At 69.9% G+C, this 22,345-nt stretch carries 25 protein-coding genes, 1 tRNA gene and 1 pseudogene; 5 read left to right on the forward strand and 22 right to left on the reverse strand.

The features are described from left to right. Positions 1-93: pseudogene (locus AB0P29_RS10225) on the forward strand (IS5/IS1182 family transposase); the annotation flags it as partial. Here AB0P29_RS10225 and AB0P29_RS10230 read toward each other — a convergent pair. From AB0P29_RS10230 to rplU, 16 genes are all read right to left on the reverse strand, one after another. After that, the gene (locus AB0P29_RS10230; protein ID WP_363379659.1) at positions 93-1,223 is read right to left on the reverse strand and encodes an FAD-dependent oxidoreductase; all 1,131 of its coding nucleotides are present in this window, start codon (positions 1,221-1,223) and stop codon (positions 93-95) included. The pseudogene AB0P29_RS10225 and the gene AB0P29_RS10230 overlap by 1 nt on opposite strands. Before the next feature lie 142 nt (positions 1,224-1,365). Next, positions 1,366-1,668: an antibiotic biosynthesis monooxygenase gene (locus AB0P29_RS10235; RefSeq protein WP_363379660.1), complete on the reverse strand. Its 303-nt coding sequence runs from the start codon at positions 1,666-1,668 to the stop codon at positions 1,366-1,368. Then, the gene (locus AB0P29_RS10240; protein WP_363379661.1) at positions 1,665-2,234 is read right to left on the reverse strand and encodes a type 1 glutamine amidotransferase domain-containing protein; all 570 of its coding nucleotides are present in this window, start codon (positions 2,232-2,234) and stop codon (positions 1,665-1,667) included. Before AB0P29_RS10240 ends, AB0P29_RS10235 begins: the two co-directional genes overlap by 4 nt. A 1-nt stretch (position 2,235) precedes the next feature. Beyond that, on the reverse strand, positions 2,236-2,394 hold the full coding sequence (locus AB0P29_RS10245) for a hypothetical protein (protein ID WP_363379662.1): 159 nt from the start codon (positions 2,392-2,394) through the stop codon (positions 2,236-2,238). Continuing rightward, positions 2,391-3,407 carry an alcohol dehydrogenase catalytic domain-containing protein gene (locus AB0P29_RS10250; protein WP_363379663.1) on the reverse strand — a complete coding sequence of 339 codons (1,017 nt, stop codon included), beginning with the start codon at positions 3,405-3,407 and terminating at the stop codon, positions 2,391-2,393. The genes AB0P29_RS10245 and AB0P29_RS10250 overlap by 4 nt, the downstream gene beginning before the upstream one ends. A gap of 487 nt (positions 3,408-3,894) precedes the next feature. Next, complete coding sequence (locus AB0P29_RS10255) at positions 3,895-4,128, reverse strand: helix-turn-helix domain-containing protein (protein WP_363379664.1); 234 nt, start codon at positions 4,126-4,128, stop codon at positions 3,895-3,897. 156 nt (positions 4,129-4,284) lie between these two features. Further along, a tRNA-Ala gene (locus AB0P29_RS10260) sits at positions 4,285-4,360 on the reverse strand. A gap of 72 nt (positions 4,361-4,432) precedes the next feature. After that, positions 4,433-4,810 (reverse strand): ribosome silencing factor, encoded by a 378-nt coding sequence (gene rsfS / locus AB0P29_RS10265; RefSeq protein ID WP_311283630.1) that lies wholly within the window; start codon positions 4,808-4,810, stop codon positions 4,433-4,435. Next, positions 4,810-6,021 (reverse strand): hypothetical protein, encoded by a 1,212-nt coding sequence (locus AB0P29_RS10270; protein WP_363379666.1) that lies wholly within the window; start codon positions 6,019-6,021, stop codon positions 4,810-4,812. The genes rsfS and AB0P29_RS10270 overlap by 1 nt, the downstream gene beginning before the upstream one ends. Next, positions 6,018-6,614 carry a nicotinate-nucleotide adenylyltransferase gene (nadD, locus tag AB0P29_RS10275; RefSeq protein ID WP_064002209.1) on the reverse strand — a complete coding sequence of 199 codons (597 nt, stop codon included), beginning with the start codon at positions 6,612-6,614 and terminating at the stop codon, positions 6,018-6,020. Before nadD ends, AB0P29_RS10270 begins: the two co-directional genes overlap by 4 nt. Positions 6,615-6,624: 10 nt before the next feature. Beyond that, the gene (locus AB0P29_RS10280) at positions 6,625-6,849 is read right to left on the reverse strand and encodes a hypothetical protein (RefSeq protein WP_253034889.1); all 225 of its coding nucleotides are present in this window, start codon (positions 6,847-6,849) and stop codon (positions 6,625-6,627) included. Between the two features lie 44 nt (positions 6,850-6,893). Further along, on the reverse strand, positions 6,894-8,153 hold the full coding sequence (locus tag AB0P29_RS10285) for a glutamate-5-semialdehyde dehydrogenase (RefSeq protein ID WP_363379668.1): 1,260 nt from the start codon (positions 8,151-8,153) through the stop codon (positions 6,894-6,896). Positions 8,154-8,195: 42 nt separating this feature from the next. Next, the gene (proB, locus tag AB0P29_RS10290; RefSeq protein ID WP_064002212.1) at positions 8,196-9,026 is read right to left on the reverse strand and encodes a glutamate 5-kinase; all 831 of its coding nucleotides are present in this window, start codon (positions 9,024-9,026) and stop codon (positions 8,196-8,198) included. After that, a complete protein-coding gene (gene obgE / locus AB0P29_RS10295) occupies positions 9,023-10,528 on the reverse strand; it encodes a GTPase ObgE (protein WP_064002213.1) in 1,506 nt (501 codons plus the stop codon). Before obgE ends, proB begins: the two co-directional genes overlap by 4 nt. Before the next feature lie 71 nt (positions 10,529-10,599). After that, positions 10,600-10,857, reverse strand: coding sequence for a 50S ribosomal protein L27 (gene rpmA, locus AB0P29_RS10300; protein ID WP_064002214.1), 258 nt, complete (start codon positions 10,855-10,857; stop codon positions 10,600-10,602). A gap of 21 nt (positions 10,858-10,878) precedes the next feature. Continuing rightward, positions 10,879-11,187: a 50S ribosomal protein L21 gene (gene rplU, locus AB0P29_RS10305; protein WP_064002215.1), complete on the reverse strand. Its 309-nt coding sequence runs from the start codon at positions 11,185-11,187 to the stop codon at positions 10,879-10,881. Between the two features lie 211 nt (positions 11,188-11,398). Between rplU and AB0P29_RS10310 the strand changes: the two genes are divergently transcribed. Continuing rightward, positions 11,399-11,671: a DUF4031 domain-containing protein gene (locus AB0P29_RS10310; RefSeq protein WP_217531489.1), complete on the forward strand. Its 273-nt coding sequence runs from the start codon at positions 11,399-11,401 to the stop codon at positions 11,669-11,671. Positions 11,672-11,680: 9 nt separating this feature from the next. Here the strand turns inward: AB0P29_RS10310 and AB0P29_RS10315 are convergent, their stop codons facing one another. Further along, positions 11,681-14,029 (reverse strand): Rne/Rng family ribonuclease, encoded by a 2,349-nt coding sequence (locus AB0P29_RS10315; RefSeq protein WP_363379670.1) that lies wholly within the window; start codon positions 14,027-14,029, stop codon positions 11,681-11,683. A 301-nt stretch (positions 14,030-14,330) separates the two neighbouring features. On the opposite strand from AB0P29_RS10315, the gene AB0P29_RS10320 reads away from it, so the two are divergent. Next, entirely contained in the window at positions 14,331-14,936 is a 606-nt protein-coding gene (locus tag AB0P29_RS10320) for a vitamin K epoxide reductase family protein (protein ID WP_363379671.1), read from the forward strand. A 52-nt stretch (positions 14,937-14,988) separates the two neighbouring features. On the opposite strand, the gene ndk is transcribed toward AB0P29_RS10320, so the two are convergent. The 4 genes from ndk to ileS are packed head-to-tail and all read right to left on the reverse strand — an operon-like array spanning position 14,989 to position 20,525. Further along, positions 14,989-15,405 (reverse strand): nucleoside-diphosphate kinase, encoded by a 417-nt coding sequence (gene ndk / locus AB0P29_RS10325; RefSeq protein ID WP_311283624.1) that lies wholly within the window; start codon positions 15,403-15,405, stop codon positions 14,989-14,991. Position 15,406: 1 nt separating this feature from the next. Continuing rightward, the gene (locus tag AB0P29_RS10330) at positions 15,407-15,802 is read right to left on the reverse strand and encodes a DUF4233 domain-containing protein (protein ID WP_311283623.1); all 396 of its coding nucleotides are present in this window, start codon (positions 15,800-15,802) and stop codon (positions 15,407-15,409) included. Further along, positions 15,799-17,151, reverse strand: a complete 1,353-nt coding sequence (locus AB0P29_RS10335; protein WP_363379673.1) for a folylpolyglutamate synthase/dihydrofolate synthase family protein — start codon at positions 17,149-17,151, stop codon at positions 15,799-15,801. The genes AB0P29_RS10330 and AB0P29_RS10335 overlap by 4 nt, the downstream gene beginning before the upstream one ends. Further along, positions 17,148-20,525 (reverse strand): isoleucine--tRNA ligase, encoded by a 3,378-nt coding sequence (ileS, locus tag AB0P29_RS10340; protein ID WP_363379674.1) that lies wholly within the window; start codon positions 20,523-20,525, stop codon positions 17,148-17,150. The genes AB0P29_RS10335 and ileS overlap by 4 nt, the downstream gene beginning before the upstream one ends. A 221-nt stretch (positions 20,526-20,746) precedes the next feature. Between ileS and AB0P29_RS10345 the strand changes: the two genes are divergently transcribed. Further along, on the forward strand, positions 20,747-21,409 hold the full coding sequence (locus AB0P29_RS10345; RefSeq protein ID WP_363379675.1) for a hypothetical protein: 663 nt from the start codon (positions 20,747-20,749) through the stop codon (positions 21,407-21,409). Then, positions 21,406-21,918: a GNAT family N-acetyltransferase gene (locus tag AB0P29_RS10350; protein ID WP_363379676.1), complete on the forward strand. Its 513-nt coding sequence runs from the start codon at positions 21,406-21,408 to the stop codon at positions 21,916-21,918. The genes AB0P29_RS10345 and AB0P29_RS10350 overlap by 4 nt, the downstream gene beginning before the upstream one ends. Here the strand turns inward: AB0P29_RS10350 and AB0P29_RS10355 are convergent. Further along, positions 21,915-22,328, reverse strand: coding sequence for an OsmC family protein (locus AB0P29_RS10355; RefSeq protein ID WP_363379677.1), 414 nt, complete (start codon positions 22,326-22,328; stop codon positions 21,915-21,917). The two genes, AB0P29_RS10350 and AB0P29_RS10355, sit on opposite strands and share 4 nt — an antisense overlap. Positions 22,329-22,345: the final 17 nt, after the last annotated feature.

Raw genomic sequence — 22,345 nt, forward strand, 5'->3', positions numbered from 1 at the left:
GCCACCCGCTACGACAAACTCGCGATCACCTACCGGGCCGCTGTCATCCTCAACGCCGTCATCGCCTGGACCCGGCAATTGTCAGACATGCCCTACCTCTGGGCCTCGCCGAGGCGCGCTCCGGGCGTGAGCTCGGCGCGGAGACCGCCGCCGGTCGCAGCCCGGGCAAGAGCGCGACCCAGCGCAGGTGCCTGCTTGAACAAATTGTGACCGGCCACGAAAAGAACAGAGCCTGCCTCCCACACGGCCACGCCGTCCTCACTCCACGGGAGGTCGGTCACCCAGCAGTGAAGGAAGTCGCGCGGATCTGGGTGGAGACCGGGCAGCGCCCGTGTCACGTATTCGCGTGCGCGTTCGTCCAGCGATCGAATCGCCGCCGGGTCGATGAAAGTTCCGTCGTCGCGGACGCCGACGGTGTCGCTGAGTCCGACCGAGTAGCTGCTGTTGCCCGGTAGCGGCGTCGCGTAGACGCCGACTTCGCCGAAGACGCCGCTGCTGTCCTGCAGGCAAGCGACTCGTGCCGGGGCGGCGGCTTTCACGTCGAAGGTCAGCCGGACATGTGCGGCGAGGCGAACCGGCAGCGACAGGCCGACGCTGCGTGCCAGGCGGGCGGTTTCGCGGCCGGCGCACACGACCACTTTGGAGTAGACAGCCCGGTCGGTGACGCTGCGCACCTCGACCGTCCCGTCGGCGCGGGGATCGATGGAGATGACCTCACCGGTGGTGACCGCACCTGCGAGGGCTCCCGTGAGTCCTGTGATCGCGGCTCGGGTACGGATCGCACCGCCCGACTCGTCGAGCACCGCTGGCCCCGAGTACCCAGCGAGCAGCGGCATCCGCTGGGCGACCTCGACCGCGTCGATCTCGTGCGCTTCCACGCCGCCGACCTGGTCGAGCACCCGCAGCCGCGCCAGGGCGCTGTCTCCGATCGCCAGGACACCGTCTGACGAGACCAGCTCGACGTCGAAGTGTTCGGCCCACTCATCCCATACGCCGCGGCTTTCGCGCGCGAAAGCGACGAGTCGCGGGTCGTCGTGGGCATGCCGGAAGATCCGCGCCTCGCCCGCGGACTGACCCATCCCGGGAAGACCAGCCTCGTACAAGCGCACCGGCACGCCCTGCTCCCGCAGCGCGTACGCCGTTGACAGCCCGACGATCCCGCCCCCGATCACTGCTACGTCGGGTGAACGCGTCGTGGCAACGCCGTCGTCAGTTCCTGTCATCGCGGTTCCCCGATCTGTTGGTGACTAGCGATAGGCCGCAAGAAAAGGGCCGCTGCCACGACGTCAGCGGGCTGAGTAAGCCCGAAGTCACCGCGCGCAGCGACCCGAGCCCTTCGTGGGCCAGTACTCCCGGTCTGTGGTGTCAGGCGGGGAGTTTGGAGCCCAGGACGTCCAACTTCTCGATCGTCGGCTCGCTGAACAGTTTGCCGGTCTGCTCGCCGAGAGCGGTCGCAACCGCGCCAGACAGGTGCGCGTCGCGGCCGGCGTCATCGGGGAACACGTCGAAGATCCCGAAGGAGGACGGGCCGAGACGGATCGCGAACCACCCGATGGTGGCCGGCTCCTCCTCGACGAGTCCTCGCCCGATGCCGAGGAATTCCTGGACCTCGTCTTCCTTGCCGGGCAGGGCCTGCAGCCTGACAAGCAGTCCCTTCGTCACGCTCATGACGTCACCTCTCCCTGGGTTGGACTGCTCGCAAATCTCGCCACGATCGTGTCGCAGAACGCAGGCAGGTCATCGGGCGAGCGGCTGGTGATCAGGTTCCCGTCCACCACAACGTCCTGGTCGACGACGTCAGCACCGGCGTTGCGCAGGTCTGTGCGGATGCTCGGGAACGACGTCAAGGTGCGACCTTCGACCACACCCGCCTCGATCAGCGTCCACGGTCCGTGACAGATCGCCGCAACGGGCTTGCCGCTTTCGACGAACTCGCGGACGAAGGAGACCGCGTCGGGGTCAACCCGGAGTTGGTCGGGGTTCACCGTGCCGCCCGGGAGAAGCAGGGCGTCATAGTGGGCGACAGAGGCACCCGCGACCAACCCGTCGACGGTGAACGTGCCTGCTGCATCCAGATCGTTCTCACGGGCCTGACTCTCACCGTCGTGGATCGACAGAACCTCGGTCTGTGCACCAGCCTGCTCCAGCGCCTCGCGGGGCTTCTCGAGCTCGACTCGCTCGACCCCGTCGGCGGCGAGAATGGCGACTCTCCTGCCCTGCAACGTCTCGGCCATATCAGTTCGCCTTCTTCTCGGTCGACATCCCGGGCTTGATGAGAACCTTGGTCCAACCCTTCGACCGGGCGTCGAAGTTCTTGTAGGCATCGGCAGCCTGGTCCAGCGAGATCTCGTGGGAGACGATCCACGAAGGAGTCGCCTTGCCGGCGGCGATCAAGTCCCGCAGCTGGCGGTTGTACCGCTTGACCGGGGCCTGACCGCTCCCCAAGGTCTGACCCTTGAACCAATGCGTTCCGAAGTCGATGGCCGCCTTGCCCTGCTTGGCGAGGTCGTCCTTGGCTCCGGGGTCCTGGGGGACGAACACGCCGACGGTGCCGATTTCCCGGTGAAACGCACCGCGTTGATGAGCATGTTCATCGTAGCGGCGATGTCCTCGTTGCCTTGAGGATCGTGGGCCTGGTAACCCACGCATTCGCAACCCCGGTCAGCTCCCAGCCCCATCGTCTCGTCGAGCACAGCTTGCACCGGATCGACCTTGGAGTCATCGATGGCGATCGCGCCGATCTGCTCGGCCAACGCGAGCCGGTCAGGGTGACGATCGACCACCATCACCTTCGCGGCGCCCTTGATCATCGCGGACAGGGCGGCCATCAGCCCGACCGGACCCGCCCCGGCGATGACAACGCTGTCGCCCGGGACCACGCCGGCCATCTCTGTGGCGTGGTAGCCGGTGGGGAAGATGTCGGAGAGCATGACGTAATCGTTCTCCTTCTCCTCCGCATCCTCGCCCAGGCGCAGCGCGTTGTGGTCACCGAAAGGCACACGGAGCAGTTCCGCTTGGCCACCGCCGTAGGGACCCATGTCGGCGAAGCCGTAGGCCGCACCGGCGAATGATGGGTCGGGCTGGGTGGTGATGCAGTAGTTGGTCAGGCCGCGTTCGCAGTTCTTACAGAATCCGCACGAGATGTTGCACGGGAGCACAACCCGGTCTCCGACCCTGACCTTCTCCACACCACTACCGACCTCGATGACCTCCCCCATGTTCTCGTGACCGAAGGTCCGGCCTACCTCGAAGGAGGTCCGTCCCTCGTACATGTGCAGATCGGAGCCGCAGATGTTGGTCGTCGTCACCCTGACCAGCACATCGGTAGGGCGCTCGATCTTCGCGTCCGGGACGTCCTTCGTGCTGACCTGACGGGACCCCTCGTACACCACTGCCTTGAGGTCCACTCCGATCCGATGTGTTGCTCGATGCTTCTCTGGCAGGGCCACGACAACGCCGGCACTCCGCGAGACAGCGAACGCACCCACGAACCACATGTCAAGGGGCTTCCCGACCACTCCACGCGACCCGCAGTGATCTCACCGACCGAGAAGTGCTCGAACTGCGGCCTCACTCGGAGCCGGAGATCGTCGCGATAGTTCTTCTTCGTCCCGTCCGACAACTCGCGCAGCTCCAGATCCTCGAGCCACAGGTCAGCGAGGTCTCGGAAGGAGCTACTGAGGTCGAGGAGACCGCCGGCTCCAAACCCGGGCCTGTCGAGGAGACGCTCCTTCAAACGGGCTCGAGCCGCCGATTCGGTGCGAGCAGCACCGGTGAGTCTGCGCAGGCGCCCGTCGGCGTCGCAGATGCGCGCAAGGCCCACGTAGGAGGTGCCGCGCCTGGTGACGCTGATGGTCCCGTAGGAGCCGATCAGGGTGCGTGGCCGTCCGCCGTTCATGCTGCACCGCCCGCGTGGCGCTGCTCGTCAGCCTGTTCCGTGCGCTCGACCCAGGCGTCTACCTCGCTTTTGCGAAACCTCAACTGGGTGCCGACACGGAATCCCTGCGGCCCGCACCCCCTACTCCGCAGGTCGTAGATCGTCTGAACGGAGACCTTCGACTCGGCGGCAAGCTCAGCCAACGAGACGTAGTTGCCGAGTCCCGACTGTGAGGTGCCACCGCTGTCCATACAGCGAAAGTGCGCGGGGATTGCCGCGTACCTTGCAGATAGCTCTAGGAGCTCGAAAGCGCCCTGCGGCTACTCGGCGAAGTGTCCAGTACTCGACTACCAAACATTCAAACCCCCTGATCGGGGAGTGAAGTTTCGGTGCTTTACCGGGAGTTTTGGTGGACCTGAGGGGACTCGAACCCCTGACCCCCTGCATGCCATGCAGGTGCGCTACCAGCTGCGCCACAGGCCCTTGGTCGCCGCTCGCGGCAACTCATTCAGCTTACTACACGCCGAGGAGTGCTCTGAACACGAGGCGACATCGTCACTCGCTCGGAGTGGGCTCCGCGATCGTCACGGGGATGACCGGGCAGTCCTTCCACAGGCGCTCGAGCCCGTAGAAGACCCGCTCCTCCTCGTGGAAGACGTGGACGACGAGGTCGCCGAAGTCCAGCAGCACCCAACGCGACTCGTCGCGCCCTTCGCGGCGCAGACGCTTCTGCCCGGCCTCGAGCATCTTGTCCTCGACCTCGTCGGCGATGGCGGCAACATTGCGCTCGCTGTTTCCCGTCACGAGGAGGAACGCGTCGATGAGCGGGAGCGGACCGGAGACGTCGAAGGCGACGAGATCCGTGCCGCCCTTGCTGTCGGCGGCGGCGGCGGCCACCTGGACGAGTTCGTGCGTGTGCTCTGCAGCGACCATCAGAAACTTCCGTTCACAAGGATGAGGACGAGCACTGTCGCGATGGCGAGCCCGAGGGCTCCGGCGCAGATCGCGAGTGTCATCATGAGGCGGCTGCCCTTTTCGGGCGCCGGGGGGCGGATGATGTCATCCGCACTCTTGATCGTACTGATCGCGGCCGACGCGGCGATCGGGGTGGGCGACGACGCCGGCGGGAGTTCCCCGTCCATGAGGGCGGCGTCGGCATCCTTCCCGTCCGAGACCCCGGGGGCTCCACCGGTCGAGCCGAACGTGTCGGGCAGCTGATAGCTGCCCGTGATGATCAACTCACCGGTACCGAGGATCGGGACTGACAGCGAGCCGGTGTCGGACGTCTGCGACAGGATGAGGGCGTTCGGCGCGGAGGCGGACCCGCTCCCTCCCCGGGTCAGCAGGTGGTCGAACGACGGCGGCAGTTCGACGTGCGCCGCCCCGTCCTCGAGCAGCTGCGCGCCGAGATCGGGCGCGACGACGCGCGCCGGCTCCTGCTCCTCGTCGTGCGCCTCCGTCTCCTTGCGCTCCGCGGGTTCGGCGGCGGCGGCGTCGGCCGGTTCGTCGGCATCCGCCTCTGCGGGCGCGTCGTCCTGTGCGCGCTCCTCCTCGGCGAGATTCTCGTGCTCCGCGGACTCGTCGCCGTGGGCCGCGGGCTCCTCGTCGTCGACATCGTGCGCGTCCTCGTCGACGGCTCCGTGCGCGTCCTCGTCGACGGCTCCGTGCAGCGGCTCGGCCTCGATCTCGTCCGCGGGCTCATCGACAGCAGGCTCGTCCGCCGCTGCAGGCTCCTGGAGGTGTTCGATGTCCTCAGCGTCGACGACGTCGGGAGCATCCTCGGGCGCCTCATCTCCGGCGTCGGCCTCGGTCTCCGAGGTGGGGACGTCGCCGGTGTCGGTCGGGATCACCTCGACGGTACCGGTGCGCAGCTTCTCCAGCAGACGCGCCTGTCGCCGCGTGACGGGACGCGCGTCCGGGTCGAGGTCGGAGAGATCGTCGAGCGCGATCGGCGTCCGCTCGGGCGCGACCTCGGCTTCGTGGGCGGCGGCCGCCTCGGCCGCTTCCTCCGCGGCGGCATCCGACATCTCGGCATCCGCCTGCGCCTGCTCGGGGGTGATGATGGGCGTGGATGCCGTGTTGCGCAGCTCGCGCAGTTGGCGCCGGGTGAGCGGCGGAGTGCTCGGCTGGTCAGGTGTGCTCATGCCTTGCTCCGATACAGGTGATGCTTCGCGATGTATTGGACGACGCCATCCGGGACGAGGTACCAGACGGGGTGTCCACGGCTCACGCGAGCGCGGCAGTCGGTGGAGGAGATCGACAGGGCGGGGATCTCGAGCTTACTGACGTCCTCAGCTGGCAGCCCGTCGACGCTGAGCGTGTGCCCCGGACGCGACACCGCCACGAAGTGCGCGAGCTCCCACAGCTCGGCGACGTCGCGCCATCCGAGGATCTGCGCGATGGCGTCGGCCCCGGTGATGAAGAAGAGGTCGGCGTCGGGCCGCTGCGCCTTGAGGTCCCGCAGGGTGTCGATCGTGTAGGTCGCCCCGGTCCGGTCGACGTCGACGCGGCTCACGGTGAACATCGGGTTGGATGCCGTCGCGATGACGGTCATCAGATACCGGTGCTCCGCCGAGGAGACGCCCGACTTCTGCCACGGCTGACCGGTCGGGACGAAGATGACCTCGTCGAGATCGAACGACTGAGCGACCTCGCTCGCCGCCACGAGGTGGCCGTGATGGATCGGGTCGAACGTGCCGCCCATCACACCGATACGCGGTGCGCGCGTGGTTGCCATGGACACGGCCTCAGTGGTGGCCGTGGCCCGCCTGCTGCACGGGGTTCTTCGCGGCGTACGCCTCGGCCTTGTGCGCGTGGCGGTTGGCCACGTTGCGGTACGACACCGACACGAGCGCGAGCAGCAGGAACAGCACGAGGGCCACCACACCGTAGACGAAGGTCGTGGCCATGACGTTGCCGCCCTGGTGCTCGGCCTCCGCCGCAGCGGAAACGATGGTCGTCGCGAGATTCATTCGGGCTCCGTTCGAGGGGTCGGGTGCAGGAACAGTTTAGGTGGTCAGGAGCGGATCTGCCCGGCGCCCCGCGCCAGCCACTTGGTGGTCGTCAGCTCCGGAAGGCCCATGGGGCCCCGCGCGTGGAGCTTCTGCGTCGAGATGCCCACCTCAGCGCCGAAGCCGAACTCGCCGCCGTCGGTGAAACGGGTCGACGCGTTGACCATGACGACCGCGGCATCCACCTCGGCGAGGAACCGCTCCGCGGCCGCGTCGTCGGCCGTGATGATCGACTCGGTGTGCTGTGTCGAGTAGCGCCGGATGTGCGCGAGGGCCTCGTCGAGGTCGTCGACGACACGCACCGAGATGTCGAGGCTCATGTGCTCGGTCGCCCAGTCGGCCTCCGTCGCGGGGACCACATCAGCCGCCAGGGCCGCGGAGGCGTCGTCGCCGTGGACGGTGACCCCCTGGGCCTGCAGAGCGGCCACCACGGGCGGCACGAGGCGCTCGGCGGCGCCCCGATGCACCAGCAGAGTCTCGACGGCGTTGCATACGCTGGGGCGCTGCACCTTCGCGTTGACGGCGATGTCGGTCGCCCACTCGAGCGGAGCCGATTCGTCGAGGACGATGTGCACGACGCCCGCACCGGTCTCGATGACCGGCACCGACGACTCCGTGACGACCGTCTCGATCAGCTGCGCGCTGCCGCGCGGGACGAGGACGTCGACGAGTCCGCGGGCGCGCATGAGCGCCCGCGCGCCGTCCCGACCGAAGTCGTCGACGGTCTGGATGGCCTCGGGGTCGACGCCGGCCTCGGCGAGGGCGCCGCGCATGACGGCGATGAGGGCCGCGTTCGAGGACTGCGCAGCGCTCCCGCCGCGAAGGACCACGGCGTTGCCCGACCGCAGCGCGAGGGCGGCGATGTCGACGGTCACGTTGGGGCGGGCCTCGTAGATCGAGCCGATCACCCCGAACGGGACGGACACCTTCTGCAGGTGCAATCCATTGGGCAGGACGCGCTCATCGAGCACGCGACCGACGGGGTCAGGGAGCTCGGCGACGTCGCGCACGGCGGCAGCGAGGGCGCGCACCCGCTGATCGTCGAGCGTCAACCGGTCGAGCAGGCCGGTCGAGAGGCCGTCGGCGCGGCCGCGCGCGAGGTCCTCGGCGTTGGCGGCGACGATGGGCGCGATGTTCGCCTCGATCGCGGCGGCGATCGAGCGCAGGAGGTCGGCCTTGGCGGCATCCGTCAACAGACCCAGGGACCGGGACGCGGTGCGCGCCGCGTGCATGCGCTCCTGGGGGGTGGTCGCGGTGATCGTCATCCGCCAAGTCTAGAGCGGACGGATGCCGCCGCTCCCCCCGTGTCAGGCCTCGGGAACCCGCACGGACCCGGTGATCGACGGCGCGGCGGGATGCGGGTTCGGCGCGAACCACGTGCCCACCTCGTCGCCGCGGAGCGCCGCGTGCACGAGATCGGCGCTCGTGACGAGCACCGCGATCCCCGCAGCGGACGCGAGCCGGGCCGCCGACACCTTCGTGGCCGCTCCCCCGGTTCCGACGCTGTTCACGACGACGGAGCCGAACTGGTACCCGGCGAGGTCGTCACCGAAGTCGACGCGCGTGATGGGGACGGCGCCGGGCTCGTCGGGCGGGCGGGTGTAGAGCGTCTCGATGTCGCTCAGCAGCACGAGTGCGTCGGCCCCGATCAGCTGGGCGACGAGGGCGGCGAGCCGGTCGTTGTCGCCGAAGCGGATCTCGTGGGTCGCGACGGTGTCGTTCTCGTTGACGATCGGCAGGATCCGCAGACCCAGCAATCGCTCCATCGCGCGTCGCGCGTTCGAGCGGTGCGTCGGGTTCTCGAGGTCGCCCGCCGTCAGCAGGACCTGACCCGCGACGATCTCGAACGGGCGCAGCGCCTCCTGGTAGCGGTAGATGAGGACGTTCTGCCCCACCGCGGCGGCCGCCTGCTGCGTGGCGAGGTCGCTCGGACGCGCGTCGAGGAGCAGGAACGGCATGCCGGTGGCGATGGCGCCGGAGGAGACCAGCACGACCTCGGTGCCGCGCGCGTGCGCCTCGGCGAGGGCATCGACGATCGGTCCGATCTTGCCGGCGTTCTCACCGCTGATCGAGGACGACCCGACCTTCACCACGACACGGCGTGCGCCGGCGAGGCCCGCGCGGTCCTGCAGCGTCACGACGCGTCCTCGTCCTCCCCGCGGGCCGCGAGGCGCTCGGACTCGAGCTCGGCGCGGGCCTCGGCCTTCGCATCCATCCGCTCGTGATAGCGGTCACGGCGCTGGGACGTCGTCCGACGCGGGTTCAGATCGAGTCGAGGGTCGGTGCCGCGCGGCGCGGTCATGAGCTCGGCCGCGGACCCGAGGGACGGGTGCCAGTCGAACACGATGCCGTCACCGGGGCCGATCACGACCGTCGACCCGGCCTGCGCGCCGGCCTTGAAGAGGCCGTCCTCGACGCCCAGCTTCTCGAGGCGGTCCGCCAGGAATCCGACGGCCTCCTCGTTCTGGAAGTCGGTCTGCTGCACCCACCGCACCGGCTTGTCGCCGAGGATGCGGTAGATGTTGCCGTACGTGCCGCCCTCGACGCGGATCTCGAAGTCCTTCGTCGATCCCTTCGGGCGGATCACGACGCGCTCCGGCGCGGGCGCGGCAGCGAGGGCCGCGCGGTGCTCCTCGACGATCTCGCCGAGCGCGAAGGTCAGCTGACGCAGACCGTCGCGGCTGACGGTCGAGATGTCGAACACGCGGAAGCCGCGCGCTTCGAGCTCGGGCCGGACGAGGTCGGCGAGGTCCTTCGCCTCGGGGACGTCGAGCTTGTTGAGTGCGACGAGCTGCGGACGCTCCAGCAGGGGCACCTGGCCCTCGGGCACGGGGTAGGCCCCGAGCTCGGCGAGGATCACGTCGAGGTCGCTGAGAGGATCGCGACCGGGCTCGAGCGTCGCGCAGTCGAGGACGTGCACGAGCGCCGTGCAGCGTTCGACGTGACGCAGGAACTCGAGTCCCAGACCCTTGCCCTCACTGGCACCCTCGATGAGGCCGGGCACGTCGGCGACGGTGTACCGCGCATCGCCGGCCTGGACGACCCCGAGGTTCGGGTGGAGCGTCGTGAACGGGTAGTCGGCGATCTTGGGCCGCGCGGCGGAGATCGCCGCGATCAGGCTCGACTTGCCGGCGGACGGGAAGCCCACGAGGGCGACGTCGGCGACCGTCTTCAGCTCGAGGTGGACATCCCCCTCCCAGCCGGGCGTGCCGAGCAGCGCGAAGCCGGGGGCCTTGCGCTTGGGGTTCGCGAGCGCCGCGTTGCCGAGACCGCCCTGCCCGCCCGGCGCGACCACGAAGCGGATGCCGGGGGTCGCCATGTCGATGAGGGTTTCACCGTTGTCGTCTTTGACGACCGTGCCGACGGGGACGGTGAGCTCGAGGGGCTCGCCGTTCGCGCCGGAGCGGTGGTCACCCATGCCGAACCCGCCGTTGCCGGCCGAGCGGTGCGGCGAGTGGTGGTACGACAGGAGCGTCGTCACCTGCGGGTCGGAGACGAGGACGATGTCACCGCCGTGCCCGCCGTTGCCGCCATCGGGGCCGGCGAGCGGCTTGAACTTCTCGCGTTTGACAGAGACGCAGCCGTTGCCGCCCTTGCCCGCGCGCAGATGCAGCGTCACGCGGTCGACGAACGTCACCATGCGATGTCTCCTATCAGGGGAAAAGACGAGGGGCGGGCCGTAGCCCGCCCCTCGTGAAGGATTGCGTCCGATTACTCGGCGACCGACACGATGTTGACGACCTTGCGGCCGCCCTTCGTGCCGAACTCGACCGCGCCCGCGGCCAGCGCGAACAGCGTGTCGTCGCCACCGCGGCCGACACCGGCGCCCGGGTGGAAGTGGGTGCCGCGCTGACGGACGATGATCTCGCCGGCGAGGACCTGCTGGCCGCCGAAACGCTTCACGCCGAGGCGCTGTGCGTTGGAGTCACGACCGTTACGGGTGGAGCTTGCGCCCTTTTTGTGTGCCATCTCTCGTGTCCTCTCGGCTTCTTACTTGATGCCGGTGATCTTGACGCGCGTGAGGTCCTGGCGGTGGCCCTGGCGCTTCTTGTAGCCGGTCTTGTTCTTGAACTTCTGGATGACGATCTTCGGGCCGCGCTCCTCGCCGAGGACCTCGGCGGTGACCTTGACCTTCGCGAGCTTGTCGGCGTCGGTCGTCACGGCGTCGCCGTCGACGAACAGGACGGCGGGGAGCTCGATCTTGTCGCCGACCTTCGCCGCCTGACGATCGAGGACGACGATGGTGCCGACCTGGACCTTCTCCTGACGGCCACCGGCGCGCACAACTGCGTAAACCACTTCACACCTTGTTTCTTCTGTGGAGCGCTCGGCTCCGATTGTCTGATGAGACTGGAAGTCGTGGTGCGGAAGCCAGGCTCTGCGTCGCAACTGCCTGCGACACGTGACGCACCAAGGAGCCAGAATACCCGATCGCCGCAGTGAGGGCAAAAGCGCGGCCCGGCGCGCCGCGGCCGGTCCCCCTCGCGCGGTGCGGTCATATGATCGGCGGATGGCCATCCTCGTCGACTCCGCGATGTGGCCGGCGCACGGCAGGCTCTGGGCCCACATGGTCTCGGACAACGACCTCGACGAGCTCCACGCCTTTGCGGCGACCCACGGCATCCCGCCCCGCGCCTTCGACCGCGACCACTACGACGTCCCCGAGGACGCGATCGACCGCCTCGTGGCGGGCGGTGCGGAGCGCGTGAGTGCGCACGACCTCGTCCGTCGGCTGATCGCCTCGGGACTGCGCGTCACCGCCCGCGAGCGCCGCGGACGGTGACGTGCGCGTTCAGTCCTCGGTCGGGGTCTGGACGGGCGTGCCGGTCAGCGCGGCGGTCGTCACGCGACGACGCGCGCGCCCCTGACCGGGCGCCTTCGGCTCGGGCAGCGCCTCGAGCACCGAGTCGAGCAGGCGGTCGGCGTCGGTCTTGGCGGGCTCCGCCTTCTTGCGGCGCGGGCGCTTGGGCCGCTCGGGACGCTCGGCGACGGGCTCCTCCGCGACGACGGCGGCGGGCTCCTCGTGCGGCTGGATGGTGGATGCCGCGATCTGCGCGAGCGCGGACTTCACACCCTCGGTGATCACGTGCGTGCCGCCGGGTGCCGGTGCGGCGGCGGCGCCGTTCTGCGCCGGCGCGGAGCCGCCGTTCTGACGCGGGCGCCGGTTGTTGCCGTTGCCGTTGCCCCCGCCCGACGAGGCGCGGTGCTTGACGACCGGGTCGTGGTGCACGATGACGCCGCGACCGGCGCACACCTCGCACGCCTCACTGAAGGTCTCGAGCAGCCCGAGGCCGATCTTCTTGCGGGTCATCTGCACGAGGCCGAGCGAGGTGACCTCGGCGACCTGGTGCTTCGTCCGGTCGCGGCTCAGGCACTCGACGAGGCGGCGCAGGACGAGGTCGCGGTTGGACTCGAGCACCATATCGATGAAGTCGACGACGATGATGCCGCCGATGTCGCGCAGCCGCAGCTGGCGGACGATCTCCTCCGCGGCCTCGAGGTTGTTCTTGGTGACGGTCTCCTCGAGGTTGCCGCCCGTGCCGACGAATTTGCCGGTGTTGACGTCGACGACCGTCATGGCCTCGGTGCGGTCGATGACGAGCGATCCGCCGGAGGGCAGCCACACCTTGCGGTCGAGCGCCTTCTCGATCTGCTCCGTCACGCGGAACACGTCGAACGGGTCCTGCTCCCCCTCGTACTTCTCGATGCGCTCGAGCAGGTCGGGGGCGACGCCGGTGAGGTAGGACGTGATCGTCTGGTACGCCTCATCTCCCTGGATGAGCATCTTGCGGAAGTCCTCGTTGAAGACGTCGCGGACGATCTTGACGAGCAGGTCGGGCTCGGAGTGCAGGAGCGCGGGCGCCTGGCCCGTCTGAGCCTGCGTGCTGATGTGCTCCCACTGCGAGGTGAGGCGCTGCACGTCGCGGGTGAGCTGCTCCTCGGTGGCTCCCTCCGCCGCGGTGCGCACGATGACGCCCGAGGACTCCGGGAGGACCTCCTTGAGGATCTTCTTGAGGCGGGCGCGCTCGGTGTCGGGGAGCTTGCGCGAGATGCCGTTCATCGCGCCGCCGGGCACGTACACGAGGTAGCGGCCGGGGAGCGAGATCTGGCTGGTCAGTCGCGCACCCTTGTGGCCGACGGGGTCCTTGGTGACCTGCACGAGGACGCGGTCGCCGGACTTGAGGGCGAGTTCGATCCGGCGCGGCTGGTTGCCGGTCTCGACGGCATCCCAGTCCACCTCGCCCGAGTACAGCACGGCGTTGCGACCGCGACCGATGTCGACGAAGGCCGCCTCCATGCTGGGGAGCACGTTCTGCACGCGGCCGAGATAGACGTTGCCGATGAGGGAGGCGTCCTGGTTGCGCGCGACGTAGTGCTCGACGAGGACGTTGTCCTCGAGCACAGCGATCTGGATGCGGCCACCGCGCGAGCGGACGATCATGTCGCGGTCGACCGACTCGCGGCGCGCGAGGAACTCCGCCTCGGTGACGACGGCGCGCCGACGGCCCGCCTCGCGTCCGTCGCGGCGACGCTGCTTCTTGGCCTCGAGGCGCGTCGAGCCCTTGATGCGCTGCGGCTCGGTGATGACCTCGACGACGCGACGACGCGGCGCCGCCGGCTCGTCGTTCTGTTCGGACGTGTTGCCGCCGCCGCGCCGGCGGTTGCGGCGACGCGATCCCCCGGATGCCTCGGCTCCGGCGTCGTCGCGGTCGTCACGATCGTCGCGCGACAGGGCCGGGAGCGGGGCGACCTCGGGAGCGTAGAAGTGCAGCGCGGTCGACACCGCGGAGACGAACTGCTCCGGGAGCAGACCGAGGCTCACGGCGGTGGGGATCGCGGGGGCGGCGGGCTCTTCCGGTGCCGCCGGCGCTTCCGCCGCGGGCGTCTCGGTCACGGGCTCCTCCTCCGCGGGCGCCTCGGTCCCGGGCGCCTCTTCGGCGGGCGCCTCCGCGGCCGGAGCCACCTCGGCGGGGGCCTCGACCTCGACGGCCGCGTCCGCGGGCGCGTCCTCGGTCGGCTCGGCGGGCTGCGACTCCGCCTCGACGGGCTGACCGGTCTCGGTCCCGCCGTCGGCGTCGTGAGGCGTCAGAACGCCCTCGGTCGCATCGGATGCTGTCGTGTCGTTCGTCTCATCTGCCATCTCTGGCTTACTCCCAGCCGACGGCTCCGCGTGCCGTCCGGCGAAAATCGGGCGGCTCCGCTCCGGTCTCGGAGGTGTGCCGCGAACTCATCTGGTCTGCAGCCGATCCCCGCACTCGCGGCGGGGTGATGCTGCGCGGGCGTTGCTCGCCCGAAGTCTTCTGGTGACATCCTGGCGGCGCGGCCGCGGGGACGTCGACCCCATTATCCCACTTCCCGAGCCGGAGCCGTGACCGACGCCCTCGGATATGCACGGGCGGCGCCTCAGAGAGCGGACCACGCGCGGTGCGATAATCGCCCGCATGCCCTCCCCGAGCCGCACCTCCCGCCCGACCGTCTTCGCCCTGTGGCTCATCTTCGCCGGCGTCGTGGGCTGGTTCGCCGCCTTCCAGCTGACCACCGAGCGCTTCCATCTCCTCCAGAATCCCGGGTCGGCGGCATCCTGCGACATCAGCCTGCTCGTCCAGTGCGGCAAGAACCTCGAATCGGCGCAGGGGTCGGTGTTCGGATTCCCGAACCCGATCCTCGGCCTGACGGGCTGGGTCGCGCCGATCGTGGTCGGTGCGGCGCTGCTGGCCGGCGCGCGCTTCGCGCGATGGTTCTGGGTCCTGTTCGGGCTCGGCGTCACCGCCGCCTTCGCCTTCGTCCTCTGGCTCATCTCGCAGAGCGTCTTCGTGCTCGCGACCCTCTGCCCCTGGTGCATGGTCACGTGGTCGGTGACGATCCCGACGTTCTTCGCCGTCGCCGTGCATCTGGTGGGGGTCGGCGCGCTGCCGGCCTCCGCTAGCGCGCGCCGTCGCGCGGACGCCCTGATGGCGTGGACGCCGCTCATGGCGATCGTCGCCTTCGCCATCATCGGGGTGATCGCGCAGGTGCAGCTGGACTGGATCTCGGAGTTCACCCGCTGACACGACGAAGCGCCCGCCCCGATGACGGGACGGGCGCTCTCGTGGATCCGGGTCAGTCGAACCAGATGGCGAGCTCGCGGTTCGCGGACTCGACGCTGTCGCTGCCGTGGACGAGATTCTGCTGGACGGCGAGGCCCCAGTCTCGGCCGAAGTCGCCGCGGATGGTGCCCGGTGCCGCCGTGGTCGGGTCGGTGGTGCCGGCCAGGGAGCGGAACCCCTCGATGACGCGGTTGCCGGCGAGGCGGACGGCGACCGAGGGCCCCGACATCATGAACTCGAGCAGCGGCTCGTAGAAGGGCTTGCCGGCGTGCTCGGCGTAGTGCTGCTCGAGACGCTCACGGTCGGGCTCGACGAGGCGGATGTCGACGAGCGAGTACCCCTTCGCCTCGATGCGGGCGAGGATCGCGCCGGTGAGTCCGCGGGCGACCCCGTCGGGCTTCACCAGGACGAGGGTCTGTTCGGTGGCCATGTCAGTCTCCGTTCTTCTCCGCCTCGGCGGCGAGTGAGGCGTTGCGCGCATCGAGCGCGCCGCCCTTGATGGTGCCATAGACGTACAACGCGCCGAAAACGGCCGCCGCGATGAGGAGCGCGGGCACGAGGATCGCCCCGAGCGCGATGACGACCTGCAGCGCGCCGCCGGCGATGACCGCCCAGCGGTACCGGGTGACCCCTGCGAGGGCGATCATCAGGAGGCCGAGGACGACGCCGCCGACGATCCCCCACCACGGCTCGATGCCCTCGGGCAGCGCGCGCAGGCCGTAGACCGCGAGACCGGCCAGGAACGCGACGATCGACTCGAACCCGAGGATGACCGAGAGGAGCGATTCCCGGGCGCCGCGCCGGCGGCGCACGCGCGGCCCGCTCACGCCTCGTACCCCGACTTCCAGTCCTCCGCCTCGGCGAGCACGACGGCTTCGCCGGCGAGCACGACGCTGCCGGCGATGACGACGGCCCGGCGGTCGGATGCCGCGGCCCACGCACGCGCGGCCTCGGCGGCATCGGCGAGGTCGCGGTGGACCGTCACGGGTGTCTCGGTCTGCTCGACGAGGTCGGCGACGGCATCCGGTTCCTCCGCCCGGTCGGACTCGGGCGCCGTGGCGAACACGTGCGCGACGGCGGGCGCGAGCGTGCCGACGATGCCGGCGACGTCCTTGTCGGCGAAGGCGCCGAGAACGAGGCCCCACTCGTCGAAGTCGAACGACTCGCCGAGCGCTGCGACGAGCGATTGCGCGCCATGCGGATTGTGGGCGCTGTCCACGAGCACGGTGGGCGCGACTCCCACGAGCTGCAGGCGCCCCGGCGAGGTGGCGGCGCCGAGTCCGTCGGCCAGCACATCGGGGGCGATCGGCTGCGTGCCACCGCCGATGAGCGACTCGACCGCGGCGATCGCGAGGGCGGCGTTGCGCCCCTGGTGTGCGCCGTAAAGGGGCAGATACAGCTCCTCGTAGGTCGCGGCGAGTCCGCGGACCGTGAGCAGCTGACCGCCGACCGCGAGCTTCTGGTCGAGCAGGCCGAACTGCTCGCCCTCGACGGCCAGGGACGCGTCCTGAGCCCGCGCGGCCGTCGTCAGGACGCTGAGGGCGGCGGGTTGCTGCGCCGCCGAGACGGCAGCCGCGTTCGGCTTGATGATCCCGGCCTTCACCGTCGCGATCTCGGCGATCGTGTCGCCGAGCTTGTCGGCGTGGTCGATGTCGATGGGGGCGAAGACCGCGACGTCGCCGTCGGCCGTGTTCGTCGAGTCCCACGCACCGCCCATCCCCACCTCGATCACGGCGACGTCCACGGGGGCGTCGGCGAACGAGACGAAGGCGAGCACGGTGAGCAGCTCGAAGAAGGTGAGCGGAGGCTCGCCCTTGCCGTCGAGCTCCTCGTCCACCAGCGCGACGATCGGGGCGATCTCGTCCCACGCGTCGGCGACCGCGGCGTCGGCGATCGGCTCGCCGTCGATCATGATCCGCTCCGTGAACCGCTCGAGGTGGGGGCTGGTGAACAGCCCCGTGCGCAGGCCGTGGGCGCGCACGATCGATTCCGCGATGCGGCTCGTCGACGTCTTGCCGTTCGTGCCCGTCACGTGGATGACGCGGTAGGTCCGCTGCGGATCGCCGAGGAGCTCGAGGGCACGACGGGTGCGCTCGACGCGGGGCTCGACCCACCGCTCGCCCTGCCGCTGCAGGAGCGCCGCGTACACGGCATCCGCTCGGGTCCGGTCGCTCATGAGGTCGCTCCGATCCGGCGGACGCCGATGGTGAGGTCGCCGGCGTTCGCGTACGTGCCGGCGGGGACGGATGCCGTGTACTCGGGGCTCGAGCGCAGGGCCTCGCCGCGCAGCGTGTCGCCGTCGGCGGTCGCGACGAGGTCGGCGACCGACAGCGTCTCGCCCGCGACGTCGGCGACGTCGAATGCCGCGGCGACGGCTTCGGCGTCGGCACGGTCGGCGAAGGTGAGCTGCAGCGCGATGCGGTCGCTCACCTCGAACCCGGCCGCCTTGCGGGCGTCCTGCACGGCGCGGATGACGTCGCGCGCGAGGCCTTCGGCCTCGAGCTCGGGCGTCGTCGTCGTGTCGAGGAGGACGAAGCCGCCGCGCGGCAGGAGCGCGATCGCGGTGCCCTCGGCGACGCCGCCCGCCTCGAGCGTGAGGTCGTACTCCCCCGGCTCGAGCGCGATGCCGTCGACGACGACCACGCCGCCCTCCTCGCTCCACAGGCCCGCCTTGGCGCCCTTGATGACGTGCTGCACCTGCTTGCCCAGGCGCGGCCCCGCGGCGCGCGCGTTGACGGCGAGACGCTGGCTGATGCCGTACTGCTCGGCCAGGCCGTCGGTGAGCTCGACGACCTCGACGGCCTTGACGTTGAGCTCGTCGCGGACGATGTCCTCGAACTGCGCGAGTCCGTCGGCGCCCGTCACGGCGACCGTCAGCGACGCGAGGGGCAGACGCACGCGCTTGCCCTCCTTCTTGCGCAGCGCGTTGGCGACCGACGAGACCTCGCGGACGGTGTCCATGGCTTCGCGGATGTCGGATGCCGCGGCGAACCGCTCGGCGTCGGGCCAGTCCTCGAGGTGCACGCTGCGACCCCCGGTGAGTCCCTGCCAAACGCGCTCGGCGACGAGCGGAATGAGGGGCGCTGCAACGCGGGTGAGCGTCTCGAGCACCGTGTAGAGCGTGTCGAACGCCTCGGTCGTGCTCGGGTCGGCGGCATCCACCCCGACCCAGAACCGGTCGCGGGAGCGGCGGATGTACCAGTTGGTGAGCGCCTCGGCGAACTCGCGGAGCTTGGCGGCGGCCATCGTCGAGTCGAGCGCCTCGAGGTCGGCGGCGACGTCGCGGACGAGGTCGCCGGTGAGCGCCAGGATGTGACGGTCGAGGACGTTCGTGGAGTCCGTGCGCCAGACGGCCTCGTACCCCTCGCCGTCGGGTCCGCCGGCCGCGTTCGCGTACGTCGAGAAGAAGTACCAGGCGTTCCACAGCGGCAGGAGGAACTCGCGCACGCCCGAGCGGATGCCCTCCTCGGTGACGACGAGGTTGCCGCCGCGCAAGACGGACGAGCTCATCAGGAACCAGCGCATCGCGTCGGAGCCGTCGCGGTCGAAGACCTCGCTGACGTCCGGGTAATTGCGCAGGGACTTCGACATCTTCTGCCCGTCGCTGCCGAGGACGATGCCGTGGCAGGCGACGCCCGAGAACGCGGGACGATCGAACAGCGCGCCCGACAGCACGTGCATGACGTAGAACCAGCCGCGGGTCTGCCCGATGTACTCGACGATGAAGTCGGCGGGGGCGTGCTCGTCGAACCACTCGCGGTTCTCGAACGGATAGTGCACCTGCGCGTACGGCATCGAGCCGGAGTCGAACCACACGTCGAACACGTCCTCGATGCGGCGCATCGTGGACTGCCCGGTCGGGTCGTCGGGGTTCGGCCGGGTCAGGTCGTCGATGAACGGGCGGTGGAGGTCCACCTCGCCGGCCTCGTTCACCGGCAGGCGACCGAAGTCGCGCTCGAGGTCCTCGAGCGAACCGTAGACATCGACGCGCGGGTACTCGGGGTCGTCGCTCTTCCACACCGGGATCGGCGAGCCCCAGAACCGGTTGCGGCTGATCGACCAGTCGCGCGCGCCCTCGAGCCACTTGCCGAACTGCCCGTGTTTGACGTTCTCGGGCGCCCACGTGATCTGCTCGTTGAGTTCGACGAGGCGGTCCTTGATCGAGGTGACCCGCACGAACCAGCTCGAGACGGCCTTGTAGATGAGGGGGTTCCGGCAGCGCCAGCAGTGCGGGTACGAGTGCTCGTACGACGCCTCGCGCAAGAGGCGCCCCTCGGCCTTCAGCAGGCGGATGAGGGGACGGTTGGCGTCCATCCACAGCTCGCCGGCGACGTCGGTCACCTGCGGCAGGAAGCGTCCGCCGTCGTCGAGGCTCATGATGAGCGGGATGCCGGCGGCCCCCGTCACACGCTGGTCGTCCTCACCGTAGGCCGGGGCCTGGTGGACGATGCCGGTGCCGTCGGTCGTGGTGACGTAGTCGTCGACGAGGATGCGCCAGGCGTTCTGCGTGCCCCACGTCTCTTCGTCGGCGTAGTAGTCGAACAGGCGGTCGTACGCGACGTCGGCGAGCTCCGCTCCGCGGACCGTCTGGTCGACGGCGGCGCGCGCCTCCTCGGCGGAGGCGTATCCCAGGTCCTTCGCGTAGTTCGCGAGCAGGTCGGCGGCGAGCAGGTAGCGGTGGGACTGCCCCTCGAGGGCGTCCTCGTGGATGTCGGCGGCGCCGGCGGGACCGCCCGGCAGGACCACGTACTCGATGTCGGGTCCGACGGCGAGCGCGAGGTTGGTCGGCAGGGTCCACGGCGTCGTCGTCCAGGCGAGCGCACGGACGGCGGTGAGGCCCAGGGCCTCGGCCTTCGCGCCGACGAGCGGGAAGGTCACCGTCACCGACGGGTCCTGGCGCATCTTGTAGACGTCGTCGTCCATGCGCAGCTCGTGGTTGGACAGCGGCGTCTCGTCGCGCCAGCAGTACGGCAGCACGCGGTGGCCCTCGTAGGCGAGGTCCTTGTCGTAGAGCTCCTTGAAGGCCCACAGCACCGACTCCATGTACCCGGTGTCGAGCGTCTTGTAGCCGCGCTCGAAGTCGACCCAGCGGGCCTGCCGGGTGACGTAGTTCTCCCACTCCTGCGTGTACTCGAGCACGGAGGAGCGCGCCTTCGCGTTGAAGGCGGCGATCCCCATGTCCTCGATCTCGCTCTTCTCCGTGATCCCGAGCTGCTTCATCGCCTCGAGCTCGGCGGGGAGGCCGTGCGTGTCCCACCCGAAGACCCGGTCGACCTTCTTGCCGCGCATGGTCTGGAAGCGCGGGAAGAGGTCCTTCGCGTAGCCGGTGAGGAGGTGCCCGTAGTGCGGCAGGCCGTTGGCGAACGGCGGACCGTCGTAGAACACCCACTCGTCGGCGCCGTCGCGCTGCGCGATCGAGGCGCGGAACGTGTCGTCCTGCTCCCAGAACGCGAGGACCTCGCGCTCGAGGTCGGGGAAGCGCGGGCTCGGGACGACGGCCGCGGGCGCGTCGGCGGCCGGGCCGAAGGCGGAAGGTCGGGGGTAGGTCATGTCACTCCTGCAGGTCTGCTCCTGCGAGGACGATCCGGAGACCGCGGTACCACCCCGCTTGATGCCACCCGGATCCGGGGGCACCCACTCACCTGCGGCGATGACGGGCCTGCCCCGCTCGGTTCTACTGGGCGGCGGGCCGCTGTTCTTCCGAGAGCTCCCCGGTGATGGCCGGATCGGTGCTGATGTCCACAATCATACCGTCGGCATAGCCTGGCGTCATGGCCCGCCCCCGCACCCGTCCCGAGCCGCCCCGCATCCCCGATCCCGATCTGCCCCGCGCGCTCGAACCCGCGACGCTGCGCCGGTCGGGCGCGTTCTCCGAGGCGCGCATCGACCTCGACCCCGGAACGACGGATGCCGCGCACAGCCGCATCAGCGAGAGCGTCGTGGCCCCGGCATCCGTTCACTCCCTCGATCTGACCGGCGCGATCCTGGCGGACGTCGTCGTGGACGGGGTGTCGGCCGCCGAACTGATCGCCCGCGACGCGACGTGGCGGACGGTCGTGGTGCGCGGCGGCCGGATCGGCACGCTCGACCTCTCGCGAGCGCGGTGCGACGGGCTCGTCCTCGACGGCGTGCGGGTCGACTACCTGACGGGTGGGGGCGCGACCCTGCGCGACGTCGAGGTGAGCGGATGCCGCATCGGCACCCTCGACCTCCCGGGGGCCCGCGTCGAGCGGATGCGGTTCGGGGAGACGTCGGTGGACGAGATGGACATCCGCGAGTGGCAGGCGAGCGACGTCGACCTGCGCGGCGCGGAGGCGTTGTCGTTCACGGATGTCCGAATGCTGCGCGGCGTCACCATGACTTCAGACCAGACGACCTCGCACGCACTCGCGCTCGCGGCATCCCTCGGGATCGACGTCCGGACCGGCGAATGAGGCTGCGTACTGCCCGGTTGGTTCTCCGAGACATGGGCGAAGACGATCTGCCGGCGCTCCGGACGATCCTCACCGACCCGGTTGCGATGACCGCCTACGAAGGGGCCTTCGCCGAGGCCGAGTGCCGGGCGTGGCTCGATCGCAACCTGCGACGTTACGAGGAGGACGGGTTCGGGCTCTGGGCGGTCGAGCTCGCCGCCGAGCCGGGCGGGATGATCGGCCAGTGCGGGATCACCCGCCAGCGGATCGAGGACGTCGAGGTCCTGGAAGTCGGGTATCTCTTCCAGCGGGCGCACTGGCATCGGGGATACGCGACCGAGGCCGCCGCGGCGTCACGCGACTGGGCCTTCCGCCACCTCGACGCCGCCACCGTCTGGGCGAAGGTCCGCGACACGAACATCGCGTCGATGAACGTCGCCATCCGCCTCGGCATGACCGTGCGCCGTCGTTTCGTCACGCGCTACCGAGGCGTCGACATGCCGCACCTCGGTTTCGCCGTGGACCGCTAGGAGGCCCAGTCCTCCGCACGGATGCCGACGGTCGCCGCTCCCTGCAGGAGCCGCGAGATCGGGCATCGATCGTGGGCGGCAGCGACGAGTTCCTCTGTCTCGGCGAGGGTGCGTCCCTCGGCGGAGACGAAAGCGGTGACGTGGAACTCGTAGCCGCCGCGCTCCGGGGAGTCGTGGAGCTCGACCTCGACACGGACCCGCGTCCGGTGCGCGGCCTTCACGATCGCCTGCAGGGTGGCGTCGAGGCAGGTGGCCCAAGCCAGGGCGAGCAACTGCTCGGGATTGCTGCGCGACAGGTCCGCATCGGGGCTCAGCGGGTTCGAGACCGCGACCTCCAGGCCGCCGACGACCCGGCTGACACCGGTCCCGCCGTCGTCGTTGATCGCCTCGGTCCGGTACCTGGTGCTCATGGCAGAACTATAGTTGG

Source organism: Microbacterium sp. NPDC080220, from assembly GCF_040686395.1.
Taxonomy (GTDB): domain Bacteria; phylum Actinomycetota; class Actinomycetes; order Actinomycetales; family Microbacteriaceae; genus Microbacterium; species Microbacterium gawkjiense.